At 42.6% G+C, this 18,948-nt stretch carries 17 protein-coding genes and 3 pseudogenes; 8 read left to right on the forward strand and 12 right to left on the reverse strand.

Translation table 11 applies throughout. The features are described 5' to 3' along the window. Nucleotides 1-88: 88 nt before the first annotated feature. Both HFD99_RS19100 and HFD99_RS19105 read right to left on the reverse strand, forming a co-directional pair. A pseudogene (locus tag HFD99_RS19100) lies at nt 89-229 on the reverse strand (SUMF1/EgtB/PvdO family nonheme iron enzyme); the annotation flags it as partial. A gap of 103 nt (nt 230-332) precedes the next feature. Continuing rightward, the gene (locus HFD99_RS19105; protein ID WP_016820426.1) at nt 333-971 is read right to left on the reverse strand and encodes a glycoside hydrolase family 11 protein; all 639 of its coding nucleotides are present in this window, start codon (nt 969-971) and stop codon (nt 333-335) included. A gap of 335 nt (nt 972-1,306) precedes the next feature. Between HFD99_RS19105 and HFD99_RS19110 the strand changes: the two genes are divergently transcribed. Continuing rightward, nucleotides 1,307-1,915 (forward strand): class I SAM-dependent methyltransferase, encoded by a 609-nt coding sequence (locus HFD99_RS19110; RefSeq protein WP_123797675.1) that lies wholly within the window; start codon nt 1,307-1,309, stop codon nt 1,913-1,915. Continuing rightward, entirely contained in the window at nt 1,890-2,147 is a 258-nt protein-coding gene (locus tag HFD99_RS19115) for a response regulator transcription factor (RefSeq protein WP_016820428.1), read from the forward strand. The genes HFD99_RS19110 and HFD99_RS19115 overlap by 26 nt, the downstream gene beginning before the upstream one ends. Nucleotides 2,148-2,231: 84 nt before the next feature. On the opposite strand, the gene HFD99_RS19120 is transcribed toward HFD99_RS19115, so the two are convergent. From HFD99_RS19120 to HFD99_RS19130, 3 genes are all read right to left on the reverse strand, one after another. Beyond that, entirely contained in the window at nt 2,232-2,924 is a 693-nt protein-coding gene (locus HFD99_RS19120) for a polysaccharide deacetylase family protein (RefSeq protein ID WP_031462287.1), read from the reverse strand. A 45-nt stretch (nt 2,925-2,969) separates the two neighbouring features. Beyond that, a complete protein-coding gene (locus HFD99_RS19125) occupies nt 2,970-4,139 on the reverse strand; it encodes an MGDG synthase family glycosyltransferase (RefSeq protein ID WP_102997578.1) in 1,170 nt (389 codons plus the stop codon). 69 nt (nt 4,140-4,208) lie between these two features. Then, the gene (locus HFD99_RS19130; protein ID WP_102997577.1) at nt 4,209-4,790 is read right to left on the reverse strand and encodes a DedA family protein; all 582 of its coding nucleotides are present in this window, start codon (nt 4,788-4,790) and stop codon (nt 4,209-4,211) included. Between the two features lie 275 nt (nt 4,791-5,065). On the opposite strand from HFD99_RS19130, the gene HFD99_RS19135 reads away from it, so the two are divergent. From HFD99_RS19135 to HFD99_RS25785, 4 genes and pseudogenes are all read left to right on the forward strand, one after another. Next, nucleotides 5,066-5,632: a class I SAM-dependent methyltransferase gene (locus tag HFD99_RS19135; RefSeq protein WP_090890991.1), complete on the forward strand. Its 567-nt coding sequence runs from the start codon at nt 5,066-5,068 to the stop codon at nt 5,630-5,632. A 96-nt stretch (nt 5,633-5,728) separates the two neighbouring features. After that, the gene (locus tag HFD99_RS19140; RefSeq protein WP_025365909.1) at nt 5,729-6,409 is read left to right on the forward strand and encodes a response regulator transcription factor; all 681 of its coding nucleotides are present in this window, start codon (nt 5,729-5,731) and stop codon (nt 6,407-6,409) included. Then, nucleotides 6,402-7,505, forward strand: coding sequence for a sensor histidine kinase (locus tag HFD99_RS19145; RefSeq protein WP_123797676.1), 1,104 nt, complete (start codon nt 6,402-6,404; stop codon nt 7,503-7,505). The genes HFD99_RS19140 and HFD99_RS19145 overlap by 8 nt, the downstream gene beginning before the upstream one ends. Nucleotides 7,506-7,520: 15 nt before the next feature. Beyond that, nucleotides 7,521-7,625: pseudogene (locus tag HFD99_RS25785) on the forward strand (beta-glucanase); the annotation flags it as partial. A gap of 274 nt (nt 7,626-7,899) precedes the next feature. Here HFD99_RS25785 and HFD99_RS19155 read toward each other — a convergent pair. From HFD99_RS19155 to leuB, 6 genes are all read right to left on the reverse strand, one after another. Then, nucleotides 7,900-8,889 (reverse strand): D-isomer specific 2-hydroxyacid dehydrogenase family protein, encoded by a 990-nt coding sequence (locus tag HFD99_RS19155; RefSeq protein WP_016820435.1) that lies wholly within the window; start codon nt 8,887-8,889, stop codon nt 7,900-7,902. 147 nt (nt 8,890-9,036) lie between these two features. After that, nucleotides 9,037-10,383 (reverse strand): 2-hydroxycarboxylate transporter family protein, encoded by a 1,347-nt coding sequence (locus HFD99_RS19160; RefSeq protein ID WP_016820436.1) that lies wholly within the window; start codon nt 10,381-10,383, stop codon nt 9,037-9,039. A gap of 17 nt (nt 10,384-10,400) precedes the next feature. After that, a complete protein-coding gene (locus HFD99_RS19165) occupies nt 10,401-11,669 on the reverse strand; it encodes an aconitase/3-isopropylmalate dehydratase large subunit family protein (RefSeq protein WP_016820437.1) in 1,269 nt (422 codons plus the stop codon). A 7-nt stretch (nt 11,670-11,676) separates the two neighbouring features. After that, nucleotides 11,677-12,186 (reverse strand): LeuD/DmdB family oxidoreductase small subunit, encoded by a 510-nt coding sequence (locus HFD99_RS19170; protein ID WP_016820438.1) that lies wholly within the window; start codon nt 12,184-12,186, stop codon nt 11,677-11,679. A 10-nt stretch (nt 12,187-12,196) separates the two neighbouring features. After that, entirely contained in the window at nt 12,197-13,339 is a 1,143-nt protein-coding gene (locus HFD99_RS19175; RefSeq protein WP_123797677.1) for an aconitase family protein, read from the reverse strand. Nucleotide 13,340: 1 nt separating this feature from the next. Beyond that, the gene (gene leuB, locus HFD99_RS19180) at nt 13,341-14,441 is read right to left on the reverse strand and encodes a 3-isopropylmalate dehydrogenase (RefSeq protein WP_016820440.1); all 1,101 of its coding nucleotides are present in this window, start codon (nt 14,439-14,441) and stop codon (nt 13,341-13,343) included. Between the two features lie 393 nt (nt 14,442-14,834). Between leuB and HFD99_RS19185 the strand changes: the two genes are divergently transcribed. Continuing rightward, nucleotides 14,835-15,878, forward strand: coding sequence for a LacI family DNA-binding transcriptional regulator (locus HFD99_RS19185; protein WP_016820441.1), 1,044 nt, complete (start codon nt 14,835-14,837; stop codon nt 15,876-15,878). Nucleotides 15,879-16,024: 146 nt separating this feature from the next. Beyond that, nucleotides 16,025-16,150, forward strand: a pseudogene (locus HFD99_RS19190) (L,D-transpeptidase); the annotation flags it as partial. A 738-nt stretch (nt 16,151-16,888) separates the two neighbouring features. On the opposite strand, the gene HFD99_RS19195 reads toward HFD99_RS19190, so the two are convergent. Beyond that, a partial coding sequence (locus HFD99_RS19195; protein WP_167440976.1) for a condensation domain-containing protein occupies nt 16,889-18,948 on the reverse strand: 2,060 nt, incomplete at its 5' end.

Here is an 18,948-nt window from a genome sequence, read left to right on the forward strand (position 1 = left end):
AAACAGCGACAGCCGTAGACGAGAAATCGTCCTCAACTGTCGCTGTTTCATTAACTACCGTATCCCTTTAGTCTCCGTAACAATCCTAACACCATTCCTTTACATTGCCAGACATATCGCAAATTCCTAACTCGTTGGGTTTTCGTGTACCGATCGATTTTGTTTTATTATTGTTGCTCTCTATGATAGCCCAGTTCCAGTTTCCAGATAAGTATTTGTCTCCGGCGTTATTACCTTGTTTATGTTGTAATACGGTTATGTGCCCTCATCCTGCTTTCCCCGTGACGAAATGCCAATCGCTCCCGTTCGTTGAACCGTTTGCAGTTGAGTGGTTACCACACCGTTACGTTAGAGCTTCCACTACTCTGATATCCTTCTGTTGCTAACACTTGGTAAGACCAGTTGTTCCCCAGATGCATTCCTTTGCTCGCCCATGCGTTCACGTGGTTGCTGAAAGTGATCGTGGAGTTGCCCCCGGTCGGTCTTTTCGTCTGTCGAACACTCCAGTACTGAATAAACGTCGTTTTTTGGCCTTCAATGGAAGGTGCGTCGTATCGCATTGTTGTGTAGATGTCATATGTGCCTCCATCACTGGTCACCGTACCTTTATACGTTCCGGTAGGTCGATAAGTTCCCCAGCTATCCACGACGTAGTATTCGATAAGTGAGTTTCTCGTCCACCCGTAGAGAGCCAAATATCCATTACCAGACGGCGCCCAGACACCGGCATTGTAGTTAATCGTTCTGTTGGGCGATCCAGTAGTCCAGCCTTTACCGACAACAAAATTCCCGGTATCCTTCCATGTTACGCTGTAATTACCGCCTGATCCATTAACAGCATTGACCGTCCCACCACCATCGGTCCAATTTTGCCAATAGTCTGTCGCTGCACTTGAGGTTGTTGCAAACACCCCAAAACTCATGGAAGCTGCAAGAACTACCGTTAACATTTTCTTACTAAATTTAATCATACTTTACCTCCTGAAATTTTTATATTTGCATTCTACACCTGCTTTTCATTCGATTCTCTGTTGCAGTACATCGCTTATGTGTACCATATTCCGTGTTTTCTTACTTTCACCTCCTTTCTAAGTAAAATTATATAATGATAGCGTTTACATAAAAACTCGACAAATTAAACATTAAACTCTATTATGTTTAGATTTCCTTAAGTTTTATAGAGCCCGTCGAGCGTATATCAGGGTTTCTTTCTTCAGATTTTCTTTAGATATATCCTCGTAAAATCCTTAGATTTTTTCGTTACTATTTTTATATCGAAACGAAAAAAATAGGGAGAAAATAAATCATGGAGAAGAAACAAATGAATTTCAAAGAATATCTACTTTTTTTGCAAGGTTTCCTCACAAATCCACAACGAGTGGGAAGCCTCATACCTAGCTCTCGATTTTTGGCAGCTAAAGTGGTTGAGTCTGTACCCTGGGATGAGGTAAAGACAGTTGCAGAGCTTGGGTCAGGTACAGGTGCTATCACACGTTGCATGAAGACACAATTAACTGGATCAACAAAAGTGTTATTGTTCGAAAGAGATAAGAAAATGAGAGAAAATCTGAAGGCAGAATACCCGGATTTCGTGTGCCATTCTAATGCTTGCCAATTAGTTAAAAAATTAAATCACGATGACATCGGCCAGCTGGACTGCATTATTAGCGGATTATCATTTTCTAATTTCACGAGTGAAATGCGAGAAACTTTACTTAATCAGATTATGAAGGCACTAAAACCTGGAGGAATTTTTGTTGCTTTTCAGTACTCGTTACAAATGAAAAAAAGATTTGCCGAAGACTTAACTATTGAAAAAATTGAGTTCGTGCCCTTCAATTTCCCTCCTGCTTTTGTATATATCTGTCGCAAAAAAGAGGTGCCATGTAATGGATACAATACTTGTTGTAGCTGACGATTCAGAGATTCAAGACGTTTTTCATGCATATTTGCGCAATGAGGGATACTTTGTCATAAAAGTTGCAGATGGTCTGGAAGCGCTAAATCTAGTTAAATCAATCTCTTTCGAACTGGTCATCCTAGATATTAAGATGCTACGAACGGATAGTATCCAGGCCTGTATTAAAATATGGAAAATGTCTGACACCCCTATGGTCCTCATCAAAGACCTAAGTAAAAAAACTTAAGCCCGAACAAAATATGTTCCTGGCTTAAGTTTTATTTTAGAACCTTTCGATTCAATTTTTCTCGAACTCATGTACTTAGCCCGTTTAACGATCAGCATCTACTCTATGAAAGGAATACCCTGTATATAATGCTTCAGTGATAAATTCATTTAGTGCCTCCAACATATATGCAGGTGCCTCCCTGTCTGCTCCGAACGTCTGTCCACTATCATGAAGAACAATGACAGCTCCCCCCTTTAACTTGGACAGCAGCCTTTGCTTAATTTTTTGCTTGCCGCCAGAGCTTTTCCAATCACCTACAATAACAGACCAAAGAATCATACGAAATTTCCTCATCAAAAAAAAGTCAAACAGGTTGATAACTCCCCATGGGGGCCGATAGTAAAAGGTTCTTTTCCCAATAATACGATCAATGACGTTGGCCGTTTTGTTTACCTGCTCTCGAACCTTCTTTGGACTCATCAAGGCATTGGACCAATGCACGTAATTGTGAATTCCAACAAGATGTCCTTCACTGTGCATTCGTTGAATTAGATCGGGGTATTGCTCCGCTTTTTGACCAAGAACAAAAAAGGTTACCTTTATATTGTGCTTCTTTAATAAATCAAGCAAAAGAGGTGTATATTCTGGGTCTGGACCGTCATCAAAGGTCAAAGCAATGGGCTGCTTGCTCGTTCCTCTTTTATAAACCCCGATTCCAAATAGTCGAACCATAAGGGTTGGAATAATCGTGTAGATGAGTAATCCACTGATGATAATTATGAATGTCTGCTCCATAATCCTGCTCCTTTTTAACAGTAATGAATCAATGCTTGTCTTTCTTTAGGAGCATATATTTATTCCATTGACTCTATTGTTCATTTTCACAATTCCAAAAATAACTTCTAATGACGCAAACGCGGACTCTTTAGGATGGAACCGTTTAGTATTTGTCTTCAATTCCTGAAGAAGTTTTGCATCATTTAGCAATTTCGATAGCCGCTTTGTTAAATCCCGAGATGTCTCTGCATGAATGGCTACACCGGAGCGAACTAAAAAATCGGCATTATCCTGTTCTTGACCAGGAATTGGCTTACAAAGTAGCATCGGCAGTTCCATAGCAATCGCCTCAAAAGTCGTAACTCCTCCTGGCTTAGTAATCATAATGTCAGATACGGCCATTAATTCATGAACATAATGAATATAACCTGTTAAATGGATGCGATGTTTGGAACCTTTCAGCTTCTCACTCAATTTAATTCGAAGCTTTTCATTATGCCCACAAACAATGATGAATTGTACAGGTTGAGGCAATTGATCAAATTCCTGAATCGTAGAGCTCCCATCGCCAATCATGCCGCAACCTCCTCCCATCACAAGCACAGTAGGCATATAAGGATCTAAACCATGCTTCTTTGCCGTTTTCACTCTTTCCATGGACTGAGAAAATTGCGGCCGAATAGGAATTCCTGTATCCGAAATCTGCATCTCTTCAACACCTAACTGAATCAAAGAATCACGAACAATTTTGGAGCCTACGATATATTGATCGGTATAGGGATAGATCCATGAGCTATGATCGGTGTGATCGGTAATCGTAGTAACAGTAGGAATATCGATTAATCCATATGATTTTAGCTTCGACATCACGCCTGCGGCCAAAGGAAATGTACTTATTACTATAGTGGGTTGTACTTTACCAATTAATTTCATCATTCGTCCGATTCCAGTAGAGAAAACGATTTTTACGATATGGGATAGAGCGTTTGGCCTCCGTGTTTTCTGATATAGATATCCATACACTTGGGGGAATGTTTTGACGGCTTGCAGATAAAGCAATCGACTCCAATGATTCACATAGGGATGAATCCATTCCATAAAATCAATAACGACAGGTTCCATATGAGGAAACCGAATCTGCACTGCATCTTGCAGTGCTTGGGCTACTTGATTATGACCATTTCCATAATTTCCGGTAAGAATCAATATTTTTTCTTTCTTTACTTTTTTCATTGATTACAGTTCTCCTTATATCGTTTCAAAAAATCAAACCGTGTTGTCTTATTTATTTCATTTATCGTCTCATGCAGTAAAGATCAACTTGAACCACTTCGTTATGATAAAAGTGCCAACGGCTATTATTAGGGCAGCCACGGCTAATTTAGGATCGATTGTATCTAGCAAATTTAATATATGATGTCCAAAGAATTTGCCAAAAGCAAAGAATGTAGTGGTCCAAGCAAACGCGCTCAAATACGAAATCAAAGCAAACTTCTTGTACGAGACACCGTTGAGACCAACAAATACAGGCAGAATATACCGAACGACTGGAATTAACATTCCAAGACACATTGCAATATCTCCGTGTTGCTCAAAAAGTTTCTCTGCTTTCAAGAAATGACGGTTGTTTTGAAACTTGGGTTTGAATTTCTCTCCAAAAATTCTGCCTGCAAAATAAGCAAATGTAATTGCTACAAACAAACCAGCGAGGATAACCATATATACAATCCACGGGTTTAAAACTCCGTTGTTACTCAAAATTCCACCTGTTAGTATAGTTAACTCATTAGGAACTGGGATCCCGAATGGGCCTAAGCAGAAGGCTAGGAAAAAAAACAAATATCCATACTGATTGACTAGCTGTATGACGATATCGCTAATCATGTTCTAACCCTCCTCGTTATGTCGATGAGAGTATATTAGTATAAAAATCTTAGGAGATTATAGGGATATTTCTAAAGAAATTCTAAAGTAATTAACTGTTTCTTCTTATAAAAAAGCCTTACCAACTTGATTGGTAAGGCTTTTTGGGTTGGATGACATAGACTTTAAGCCTTCCATAGATGAATTCTTTAGATTTTCTTTAGAAATATACTCATAAAATCCTTAGTTTTTTTCAATATGATTTGTGTATATAAACCGTAATGGAGGATAATCAGTTGAAACTCAATGAAAATCTTTTATTTTTGCGAAGCTTTATTCACAGTCCAAAAAATGTGGGAAGTGTTATACCAAGCTCCCGGTTTCTGGCGACCAAAATGGTTAAACAAGCGCCTTGGAACGAGGTTAGGGCAGTCGCAGAGCTCGGTTCGGGTACTGGTGCCATCACGCGTTGTATCAATACCCAGGTAAGTGAGGCAACAAAAGTGTTATTATTTGAGATGGATGAGACGTTGAGGAATAATTTACAGACAGAATATCCAGACTTCTCCTGTCATCCGAACGCTGCACGTTTAGTAGACGCAATGAAGCAAGAGAACATTCAACAGTTGGATTGTATTTTTAGCGGGCTACCTTTTTTTAATTTTGAGCGTGAATTGAGAGATACCTTGGTTGAACAGATTTATAAAGCTCTCAAACCTGGAGGCTTATTTATCGCCTTTCAATATTCGCTTCAAATGAAAAAGCAGCTTTCCGAAAAATTTATCATCGAAAAAATTGATTGGGTGCCTCTCAATATCCCTCCTGCTTTCGTTTACGTCTGTCGTAAAAGGGAAACGATGTAAACGGTGGAATGAACGTGGGCTAATTATGGATAACAATTTAATATGGCACCTTAAATATCTTAATTCTACCAATTTTTAAAAAAGGAGCAATCAGTAATGAGTACAATCCTTGTTGTGGATGATGACTCCGAAATTCGAGATGTCATTCATGTATATCTACGCAATGAAGGATACCAGGTGATTGAAGCGGCTGACGGGGAGGAAGCTCTGAATGCTATAAAGAAAACATCAATTCATCTGGTTATCCTAGATGTCATGATGCCACGAATGGACGGGATCAAAGCATGTCTTAAAATAAGGGAAATCTCGAATATTCCGATTATCATGCTGTCAGCCAAAGAAGAAGATATTGATAAAATCAATGGGCTGACTACCGGGGCCGATGACTACATGATCAAACCGTTTAATCCGTTAGAATTGCTTGCTCGCGTAAAAGCGCAGCTACGGCGTCAGTCATTAATAGGAAAAGAAGAATTTAATTCGCTTATCCTTATTAAGGACCTGGTGATTGATAAGAGTAAACATTCGGTAAAGTTAAAGGGGAATGAAATTTCACTGACTCCTCTAGAGTTTTCTATCCTGATCTTGCTTGCCAGCCACCCTGGACAGGTTTTTAGTTCAGAGCACATTTACGAAAATGTATGGAAAGCGCCATACGGGTTCTCTGACAATACGGTGATGGTTCATATTCGTAATTTACGAGAAAAATTAGAGCAATTCCCAAGAGATCCACAATATATTAAAACGGTGTGGGGAGTTGGCTACAAAATTGAATGAACATATACAAAAGCCAAAACGAAAAAAACGCATCCAGGTCAACATTTTAATCAGGATGGTGCTGAGTCTCATTATCGCTATTGCTATAAATAGCCTTCTTGTTCAACTTTTCAAGAAAATTAGCAGTATAACGGAATGGCATTGGTTTCGCAATTTTTTTCCTTATCTTCTTACCCCCTTGTTTATGGTAATATTTATCTTTACTTTTTTAGTTTTGACACGACGAATCGTTAGAGACTTAATTACATTGGAGCAAGGGCTTCAATTTATTTCTGAAGGCAATTTACATTATCGGGTACCTGTGGTTCGGCAAGATGAACTTGGACGGGTCGCGCACAACATCAATCGAATGACCGAACGTTTAGAGCAGCAGATTGTAAAGGAACGTGAAATAGAAAAATCCAAGATGGAGCTGATCACTGGTATTTCACATGACTTGCGTACGCCTCTGACCAGCATTATCGGCTATATCGAGCTTTTAAGAACAGACTCATATCAAGATAAAGATGAATATACGCGCTTTGTTCAGAACACCTATAACAAAGCGATTCATTTGAAGAAGTTGCTGGATGACTTGTTTGAATATACACGGCTCACTTCGGTCGATACCCATTTAAATCTGAGAAGGATCAATTTATTTCAACTTTTGGATCAATTGTTGTTCGAGTTCGAACCCATTGCTCAAGAAAACGGTGTATATATCGTAAAGGATATCGGTGACTCCTCGATCATTACCTCCGTTGACAGCGATAAAATGGCCAGAGCAATCGATAATCTTCTCATGAACGCCTTAAAATATTCCTTAAAGCCGGGACGCATTTGCATTCGACTACAAGCAACTCCTGAGCAAATTACGATTGAGGTCGAAAATGAAGGAATTCCTCTCACGCAAGATCAAAAAGAGAAGCTGTTTGACCGTTTTTATAAAGTTGACCACTCAAGAAGCAGCGAAGGTATCCAAACAGGAGCAGGGCTGGGGCTTTCCATAGCAAGGAATATTGTTGAGTTACATCAAGGCACCTTAACGCTCAATCACACCAATAACACATTTATATTTCAGTTGAACTTACCTACAGATAGAAGCTCCAGTTCATAATCACTAAAAAGCATGAAAAAAGCGGATGGATATTCAAATGGGAACATGTTTAATTGCACTTGGCGTTCCAACAATGTCAATCTTACTAACGATGGCAAAATGGAGCTTGGCTTAACGAGTTCTGAATAGATATTGAATTTTAGGTAAAGACACGAGCAATTAGCCTGTAATATAAAAGCAGCCTGTAGTGGCTGCTTTTTTTGATGCATTGATTCAGCCATGCTCCGTCCGTAAAGAAAATCGCTGAAAGTCTATTCAAAGCTGGCGATCACCGATGCGTAGCTTGAATATAATTAGGTGTTTAATAAATCCCTAGTTTAACCCACACATTTGCGAGTGGTATCAACGGCGCTGGTACTACCCAAAATGAAAATGACCACTTGAGTCAAGATAACTAACTCTTGATTTCCCACTGACTCGTGCCATTATTCATAAAAGAGTTGAGCGATTTTAGCGCAATTTCTACCATATCACTCACCGCTTGATCAGTATAAAATGCCATATGTGGCGTTACAATGACATTGGGAAATGATTTTAAAATAGCCAGTTGGTGATTGTTCAGAACATTCAAACGGTGATCCTCATGAAATATTCCCAATTCATCTTCTATGACATCCAGTCCTGCAGCCCCTACTTTGCCTGTCTCAATGCCATAAATCAGCGCTTCGGTATCAATTAGTGGTCCCCGCCCACAATTCACGATGCAGACGCCATCCTTCATTTTAGCGATGCTTTCCCGATTAATCATATGGTAGTTGCTATCGAATAATGGTGCATGCAGGCTGATCACATCACTAGTGGAGATTAGCTTTTCCAGCGAAACATACTCTATCAAATCCCTTAGATTATCATTTTCGTAAATATCGTAACCTATAATGTTACATCCAAATCCAGAAAGATTTCTGGCAACAGTAGCTCCGATCTGGCCAGTACCTATAATTCCCACAGTTAAGTTTCTGATTTCTCTACCTTGAATACCTGCCAAAGTGTAATCCTGTACGGTGCCTCGCATTAAAATCTGTTGTGCTTTACGTTCACACATTAGAATTAACATCGTAGTAAAATCCGCGACACTATTGGGCGAGTAGGTAACATTAGAAAAGCGAATGCCATACTCTTTAGCTGCAGCTCTATCTACATAATTGTATCCGGCGCTTCTTAAAGCGAGATACTTGACCTCAATCTTACTTAAAGCTTGCAAAGTTGCTCGATCCGCTTTATTGCTCCCTTGTATCGTTACAGCCTCAGCGTCTTGCGCTTGAATTGCGGTCTCGGCATTTAACTCTTGATTCACATATTTGATATCCAAATCAAACTCATTCCCAAATTTTTTGAAGTATGCCGCTTCGTCAGGACGAGCTTGATAAACTACGATTTTATTCAAGGTGAAAACTCCTTTCGGTGATTGGCCTTATAATGGAAAATGGAAATGCGTTATTATCGGGCAGTAAATTGTGAACATTTTCACATTAATACTGCCCATATATCGTCCAATGTCAGCCGAATAGCGGAAACATTTTTAATTGGTGCATTATAAAAAGTATGGCAACAGCAAACTGATAACAATAACCATTATGGCTCCGCCGATCCGGTTGGCGATCGTTGCAAATGGCATCATCCCCATCCGCTCTGAAGTTGATAATACCCCGATAGCGCCGGTTCCTCCCAGATTTCCTAAATTAAGACCTACGGCGATCATCGAATCAATGGGGTGGAATTTCATAAACTTGCCGACGATTAATGAACCTACCACAGAACCGATAACCCCAAAAAAGATAATGATAAAATTCGAAACTGTAAAATAGGAGGACACTTGGCTCAAATCAAGCGATGCAATCCCAATCCCCGTGATCAGGAACGGTAAAAAGTTTCGAACCATAAATCCTTGCCAATAGTCACTAGATTGGCACAAGGTATCATCCAAAAAGCCTGTTGCTTTCACGATAATGACCAAAATTACAGCCCAGGCTATAAAGTTAAGCTGTGGTATAAGGCTCTGCAAAATGTTACCGGCGATTATAAAAACAACCGAAACAAACAAGCCTGTACCTAACTTTGTAATATCTTTTTTCAAATCACTCGAGACTTTAGCTTTTTCTTGTGCAGGTTGGTCTGCACTTTTGCGCACATTCTTCAGCAATTCGCCATTACCTGTTAGCGAAGGATAACGCTTACCAAGTTTATGCAACAAGCCAGCGAAAATGACGCAAATCAGGTTCGAAATGTTCATGTATACTAGGAACTGCCCCGAAAAAGTTCCTGCCGGCTTGTGAAAAATTGGGCTGTAAATGGACGGAACAACGGCGATTGCACCAGAAGAGCCTCCAGAATAATTCGGCAAACCGATCATAAACAGACCTTCCAGCAACGTTGAGCCTGTTAAGAGCGATCCTAGAACTAAGAAGATGAATACAAAGGCCAGAGCACCAATAATGCACGGTAATAGCCGTAATGAGATGGAGACAAGCACCTTCCGATCCATACTAAGAATCGAACCGATGATGATTGCCGACAAAAATAAATTAACAAAGCCCGATCCGATTAAACCAGAAATATTCGTCTGTACGTAATCCGGGATCAGACCAAAATACACGAGTGCGGAACCGCCAAATAACGGCAGGAGGATCGCCCCTCCCATCCAACTGCCGAAAATAGGAATGACGCCCCCAATATATGAGAACAAACCACCAGCCATCAAGAGAAATGCAATCGAACCGATAATATCTTTATTCAAATTCCCGGTATAGACCGCAAGCAATATAATGATAGAAAAGGGAATATAATATTTTAGCGACAATCCTGAAATCTTTATTTTTTTAAATTGAGCTATGAAATTCGACTTCGGCGGAATGGCGGTAACCCCAATTTGCTTATCCATAGTAAACTCCCATCTGATTATTGTTGTAGCGCAAATTGTTTAGCTGGATGAGTGATGACCCCCGTTAAGGCGGATGCCGCGGCCACTGCCGGGGAAGATAAATAAATCAGCGACTTCTTGGTTCCCATTCTGCCAATAAAGTTGCGATTGTTAGTACCTAGTACCACCTCATCGTCACTCATTAGACCATAGGGTTGCCCGCAACATAATCCGCAGCAAGGGTGCGATACACTGGCGCCGGCATCGATGAAGGTTTGAATATAACCGCGTTCCATCGCTTCTTTGTAAACATTGATGGTTGCCGGAATCACGATCATTTTCAGGAAAGGAGCAATTTTTTTACCTTCAAGAATTTTGGCTGCCGTCTCCATATCTTCAATGCTACCGTTGGTGCAAGAACCAATATAAACCTGATTCAGTTTCGTTCCTTCGATTTCGGAAATAGGATGAACATTATCAACGCCTTGCGGACATGACAATTGGGGCTCAAGCTTACTGACATCGTAATGAAGAACTTGTTCATACTTGGCGTCTTCGTCTACTTTCAGCCAGGAAATATCATTGTAGTCCATGTCGTAATACTCGGCTGTTTTTTCATCTGCTTCGAATAATCCTACCTTTGCACCGGCTTCCAAAGCCATGTTGGCTATAGTGAATCGTGACTGCATACTCATGCTGCGCACGGCAGCTCCTGTAAATTCCATCGACTTGTACTGACCGCCGTCTGATTTGATGTCACCAAGGATTCTTAAAATAATATCTTTTGCTCCGACACCTTTCGGAAACTCACCATCAAGCACAATCTTGATGGCCGAAGGAACTTTGAGCCAGATCTCGCCCGTTGCCACAACTGCTGCCATTTCGGTATGTCCAATGCCAGTACAAAAACAACCTGCTCCGCCATAGGTCGTTGTATGGCTATCTGTCGCTACGACGATTTCACCTGGTCTTGCGTATCTTAGTTCATGCATCAGAGAGTGGCAGATTCCCTCGCCCTTATGAACATTTTTAATTTGAAATTTTTCAGCCAGCTCAAGTCCATCCACAAAATGGGCAGGATCGGTATCCGCCTGGTTGGTCGGCATCAAATGGTCAAAGATGATTACTCCGCGGTCCGGGTAGATCGCTTTGGTCACATGCATGTCCTTTAACGCGCGCTTCAGGAACGAGGTATAAATATCATGGATCATATATCGATCGGGCCGAGCGATTACCATGTCACCAGGGGCCAGACTTTGTTCTCCCGTATTTTTCATTAATAGTTTTTCAGCCAGTGTATGTCCCATTGTTTTGTTATCTCCCTTCTGCCTCGGCTTTTTCCATGCGTTTAATGATATTGGGGATTAGTCCGCCATCTTGAATAATTTCAAACAAATTATTGGACACCTTGGGAATGCTGAAGCTCTTGCCGTTGACTGTAACTGACTGGTTCACTTCGACGGTCAGGATGTCCCCTTCTTCGCAGTGCTCAGGTATTTCTGCATTTTCAATCAGTAGCATGCCGTTATTGATCGCATTTCTAAAGAAAATGCGGGCAAAGGATTTAGCGATGATGCAGTAAACACCATGTACATTGATCGCTTCGGCGGCCATTTCCCGCGATGATCCGCAGCCAAAATTTTTGCCAGCTACAATAATGTCTCCCGGTTGTACCTGGGATGCAAATTCGGGGCGAAGGGTTTCAAGACAGTGCGAGCCCATTTCCTTTTTATCGAGAATAACTCCGTGCCGACCTGCAATAATAGTATCTGTATCGACATCATCTGGGAGTTTCCATAACTTTCCGTTAAATTTCTTTTCCATATAAATCTTCTCATCCCTTCGAATTTAATGTGATACAGCCCTTCAACGCGGAGTTAGCGACGGATTCTGCGGAAGCGAGGTAAACCAGCGAGTCCTTTGAGCCGTTGCATCCCTTATAATTCCAGCAACTAGCCGATAGCATCGTTTCGCCTTCGGCAATAACACCTTTTGACGTTGTCACACAGCTGGCACAGCCTGTGCTCAAAATTTGCGCACCACTATCGATAAAGGTCTGAATTAACCCTTCGGAAATAGCCTGCTTGTAAACTTCATTAGTTTGTGGTCCAATCGATAACCGCATATTTATGGGAATCCGTTTTCCTTTCAAAATCGCTGCGGCTGTTCTCAAATCCTCAATACTGCCTCCTGTGCATCCGCCGATGAAACAAGCCGATAATGGAGTACCTGCCAATTCAGCCGCAGGTTGCGATTGATGGATCGACCCCGGCAGAGCAACCATGGGTTGCACATCTCCTAAATCATAGCTTTCTTGGCCCGGTCCTTGAAAATCCATATGAAGAAATGCTGTCACAGCACCGCTTCTCGAAGCCAATTGGCAAAGATCTGTTGTTTCTTTCGGGGATAAGGAATTTAAGCCCTCTCCATAAAATTCGATGGCTTTGCCAGCGTATTTAAGTTCATTTGATGCTAAAAAGGAGATTACGAAGTCTTTGATGGACGCTTCTGATTTTAGTTGGCCCGTAAGTTCGATGTACACGGTTTCCGGAACCACTATATTCATCTTGCCGTTTGTGCACACATGAAGCAATTCGGATGGATTCACATGTATTCCGAGAGCCTGCTTTACACCGAAAATGCTGTTATGCTTACCTGAAGAAACAACGATGTCACCAGGTTTTACATATTGATTCAGCAGAATGTGATATCCGATGCCTTGGGATTGGACAAATTTCAGTTCGTGCTTGCGAGTAAACTGGATGAGTTTTTTCTGTATTTCAGCTGATATGAAATTCCCAGCGGGAGTGTCAAAATAGAGCATTACGATCACCCGCTCAGGCGCTTCAAGCCGCTTTATATTTTCTAATTCATTTACAATTTCTAATGGTAAACTGTCACTTAAAACGATATAGTTCGGTTCAATAACTGTGGTTACTCCGGACTTTTCGTTCAAAATGGATTCGATCATCGTCATATCAAACTAGCTCCTTCCCAATTTCTCTTATCTTTTCGGATATGATAGACCCCATTTCGCTTGTCCCAATCCGTTTACTTCCCGGTAAGCAAATGTCCTTTGTTGCGTATTTTTCATCTAGTACCCGTTTAACCGCTCCCTCGATGGCTTGGCTTTCTTCTTCCAAACCAAAAGCAAAACGTAGCATCATCGCACCGGATAAAATAGATCCGATTGGATTAGCGATATCCTTGCCTACAATGGAATAATCTTTATTGTGTATTTGGTTAGGTGTAAACAGACCTTTGCCCTGGCGATTGAGCTCCGCTGACGGAAGTACATTCGGTGTTCCTGCCAATGCGGATATTTCATCCGAAAGGATATCTCCGAACATGCCAGACGTTAGAATAACGTCATAGTTATGAGGATCGGTAATGACCTGCGCGGCTGCATCATCAATGTACTGATTCACCAGAGCTACATCCCGATAATCTGCACTAACCTCTTGGACAACCTCACGCCACAACTTCGAACTTTCCAGGATGACCGCCTTATCCAAACTTGTGACCTTCTTGCTGCGCCCACGAGCAATTTCAAACGCAGCGCAAGCATTCGCTTTGATCATTTCTTCGTTATAGTACTCTTTATCGAATGCTTCTTTGCCATAATCCCCGATTCCTCGGTATCTTTGGGACATGAGCATGCCGCCGGCCAGATCACGAAGCATAAGAATATTAAATCCCTCGCCAATGATACTGTTTTTCAGTGGGCTCAATTCCGCCAATGATTTATACACGGAGATCGGCCGAAGATTTATCTTAAGCTCTAGCTTTTTCCTAAGTAGAGAAAGAACATAGCTTGGACGCTTTTCTTGTGGCAATTCCGGATACTTGTCGAGCCACAGGCTTCCGAGTAATATCGCGTCGCTTTCTTGACATTGCCTTAGGCTCTTATCAGGAAGGGGTTCACCGTATTTTTGAACGGCCTCGGTTCCGGCTTCACATCTTTCAAAATGAAAGGTATGATGAAATACGTTGCCGACTTCATTCATTACTTTGATCGCTTGGTCAACGATTTCTTTGCCGATACCATCTCCATGAATAACCGAGATATTGTATGCCATCTACCTCATCTTCTCTTTTTAATATTACGGAATCATATTTTTAATCATCCAAAGAGATCACCGTTATATTCCTTGGATTTGCCGAAACATAACAATAATTACGATTACACAGTAAGTACAACGTTGTACTTAAAAATCAATATTCTTATCTATCCACTACACATAAGGCATTCACGCTTCTCCTTTCTAAGGTTTCGGACACATTTTGAAATTAAGTTGAGTACAACGTTTTAGTATAACGTTGTACTCGTTGACAAATTCATTTTATATCAATAAAATGAGCAAATCAAGGACATGTTCTATTTTTCACAATTGTTCACATTTACAGAAAATTAGATTATGATTATATTTAAGGAAAGTATGACCAATTAGTTATTAGATTGGAGACCTAAGATGGTTACACTGAAAGATGTTGCTAAGTTGGCTGAGGTATCTGTTTCGACAGTTTCCATTGTCATTAACGGCAAATCTAAGGAACGAAGTATTCCCTCGACAACCTACAATAAAGTCATGAAAGCCATAGATGAATTGGGATATCAGCCGAATGTTAGTGCAAGACGTCTGCGCAATTTAGATCGGGCCAAGCCGATCATTGCCTTATATTGGACATTAGATGCCCGGACGAACATGCTGGCGGCATTGTTGGCAGGGATTCAATCCGAAATAGAAAAAAAACAATTTGATTTCGAGCTTGTTATACGTATTTATACGAACGATCAAATCGCCAAAGACGCTAAAGAGATCATGAATAATACGTATAATGGAATTATTATTGGTGCTACTTCCGAGGCAGATCTGGCGTATTTGGAGTCATTGTCGCCCCGCATGCCAATCGTTTTGATTAATCGCCAGTCTAAAAAATTCTCCACAGTTTATGTTGACTCTGGCGAAGTTGCAATAGAGGCGGTTTCTTTGCTTACTAAGCAGTCGGTACAACATATCGGAGTAGTCGCAGTGGAAAGTCCTTATGTTGCTTCCAACCAGCGTATAAATGCTTTTCTTGAAGAGTGCAGGAAGCAGCATATTGTGGTTGATCAATCACACATTATAACAGCACCGAATTCGCTTGCCGGAGGAGTTACAGCTGCAGAGAGATATCTTCAAATGACGGATAGACCTAAAACGATATTCTGTGAATCGGATACTATCGTTATGGGAATGATCCATGAATTTAACCGTTTGAAAATTAAAATCCCTGAGGAAGTTGCTATCATATCGATCGGGATGACCGGACCAGACGCTACCCAGTATTCTACACCACCCATTACGGCCATCGATATACCATCTGAGCAGATAGCCGCTGCAGCTATATCTATACTTTATAAATCGTTATCCCAGAAGAACCTACATGAACGGTTGTTGCCTGTTCATCAAAAAATAGCTCCAACAACTTATATTCGAGCTTCATTCCCTTTACCGCCGGATGATAATCCTTAACTTTCCGAGGGCATGAAAGGCTGATCATATGCCGAAGTGCTGTCTTTTTAAAATAAATAGAGCGAGACTGAAAAACACCTTCAAGAAAATGCACCATGTCGTAAGATATGGCACAACCTTGAAAGTGTTTTTTTGTGGTAAGCCTACCATATTCTATTGGACAGCATCAGAGCCATGGTTGTATTCGAATGCGGAACCACGATGTCATGGAATTATACAATCTGGTCCCCCTAGGCACAAAATTAACAATATATGGACATGTATTAGGAGAGTCTGATCAAATGTATAAAAGGAACTGGGGTTATTGGAGTAATACTTAGAAAGAAATAACTGTAAGTGGGGTTACAGGTGATTTGTTGCTCTCCACTTGGGCGTTTCTTTTATGATGAAGAAATTCGAGTTGAGGAAAGATGCTCTAAGTGACAGGTACAGTTTCCCGATTGAATGACACATTAATGGCTTTTTGCTCACAAGAGGGGCTACCGAGTACATAGCGGTAGCCCCTCTTAAAAACGTCATATTGTCGACTCTCGGTTGCTACTCGTTTTTTGTTGCGCTATTGAGAGACATCGCAGCAGCTGCGATGTCGCGCGCTGCCCAATAGCTATTCGGCACATCCTTCCAAGTTAGTAGTAAACGAGTAGCCGCGGCGCACGTTTTAGATATCTGTATTTCTTCCTGTAGTCTTCGTGTGCCTTTTGTTGTTCTTCTGGTGTCATAGTCAAAAAATTAAACTCGTCTGCAATGATCGGCAATTACTTCTTTTCGTTTTTCGGGTATTCGGATTTTATGGTGGAATTATCTCTGTTTAAATGGTTTGATTCTTAGTATACCAAAGGTAAACTACGATTTCTGTTGTGTTTTGTCGATTTTCCAATAAATCGAAATAGTTACTCAGTGGCACTTGACGTCAGATTCCTGTGGTGGATTTTTCTTTTTCATTTTTAAAAAAACACCCGGCAGGATGCGTGCCGAGAGAAATACGGCATACACCCAAGCCGGGTAAGGGATTAGAAAATAATATCAATGGCCTCTAGCACATCTTGCTCCTGTTCGGATTGCCCGTTCAGGGAAATATCCTTCAACAGCACCGAAGGCTGTTCGCAAATTTGGGTGATGATTACGAGCAGGTCCTGAGCGAAATTGTCGATCAGATTGCGCGTAAACAACTTGGTGGCATATTCAAACTGCCCGTTCATTCCCTCATCCAGCAACGAAATGACCAAGGTAAGATCAAATTGGGAAACCGTATGAGTTTCCGGATAAGATTCGATCTTGATATCCCCGAAGCTTTGAACGTTATCTTCCTTGGTTTCCAAAGCAAACATGACATCGAATACAGGATTGCGGCTTTGATCTCGCGGCGCCTGCAGCTTTTTCACAAGCTCCTCGAACGGATAATCCTGGTGGTCGTAGGCCCCCAGCATCGTTTCTTTGACTTCGTTCAAGTAAGCGAGGAACGCCTTCTCCCCGGACGGATAATGGCGAATCGCCAAAGTGTTGACAAACATTCCGATGAGCGGCTCCAGGTCGGCATGTGTGCGGCCCGAAACCGGCATGCCTACAATGAAGTCTTCTTGTCCCGAGTACTTGCTGAGCAGGATTGAATAGGCCGCCAATAACACCATATAAAGGGTGGCACCGTTCTCATCGGCGATGCGCTGCAAGCTGTCGGTCATCTGCTTGTCGATGCTGAAAGGCAGCACATCTCCCTCAAAGCTGCGAGCGGCAGGTCTGACAAAGTCCGTAGGCAGTTCAAGCGTCGGCAGTTCGCCTTCCAGCACGTCCAGCCAGTAGGCTTCCTGACGTTTCAGCCGCTCTTTTACAGGTTCTGACTGCTGCCAAGCGGCGAATTCCTTGTATTGAATCCGAAGCGGTTCCAGAGTCTCACCGTTATACAGGCGCAGCAGCTCTTCGACGAAGATGCCCATCGACATGCCATCCGTGACGATATGATGAATGTCCAGCATGAGCAGATGCCGTTCCGCTTCCCATTCGACTAAGCCCACACGCAGCAGCGGCGGCCGCTCCAAATCAAAGACGCGCACAAAGCCGTCTACGATGCTCTTCGTTTCACTTTCCGTCGCTTTCGTATACTCGACGGCAAACTTCAAGTCCGGATAAATCCGTTGTACCGGTTCGCCGTCGACCATTTCGAAGCCGGTTCGCAAAATTTCGTGACGAGCTATCAATCCATTGAGCGCCGCCTCGAATTGATTCCGTTCCAAGCGCCCGACGAGAACCGTCATGCCGGACATGTTGTAGCTAAGCTCGGCGCCTTCCATCTGCTGCTGGATGTACAGCCGTTTTTGCACGGAGGAAAGCGGATAGTAATCCCTCTTATCCAGAACCGGAATGGAGAGGTGTTCTTGCCGCTCCAATTGGCTGATCGCCTCGGCCATCGCTTCGATGGTCGAGTGCCGGAACACATCGCGCAGTGGCAGGTCCACACTCAGTTCCTTGTGCACCTTGCTGACTAGCGTCGTCGCCCGCAGGGAGTGCCCGCCGAGGTCGAAGAAGTTGTCCGTCACGCCAATCGTGACCGGCCCGAGCACGCCCTGCCAGATGGCGACCAGTTTCGCCTCCAGTTCGGTGCGCGGCGCCACGTATTCGCGGCCTGCGCTTGCTCCCCCTTCCGGCGCCGGCAGCGCCTTCCGGTCGATTTTCCCGTTCGGCGTCAGAGGCAGGCGCTCCAGCTCGACGAAGTACGACGGGATCATGTACCCCGGCAGCTCGCTGGAGATCGCCCGTTTCAGGTCCGCCACCGTCAAGCCTTCTTCCGCTGTATAATAAGCGCACAAAGCTTTCTGACCTTCTTGATCTTCCCTGACGACGACGACCGCTTCCTTCACGCCACCTACACTCAGCAGCTTCGCTTCGACTTCCCCCGTCTCAATCCGGTACCCCCGGATCTTCGCCTGGTTGTCGATCCGGCCGATGAAGTCCACGTTCCCGTCTTCCATCCACCGGGCCAAGTCTCCCGTGCGGTACAACCGCTCGCCCGCGGCGAACGGGCTGTCTACGAACTTCTCTTCCGTCAGCTCCGGACGGTTCAAGTACCCGCGCGCCA

It is taken from the genome of Paenibacillus sp. EKM301P (genome assembly GCF_011800295.1).
GTDB classification, from domain to species: Bacteria; Bacillota; Bacilli; order Paenibacillales; family Paenibacillaceae; genus Paenibacillus; species Paenibacillus polymyxa.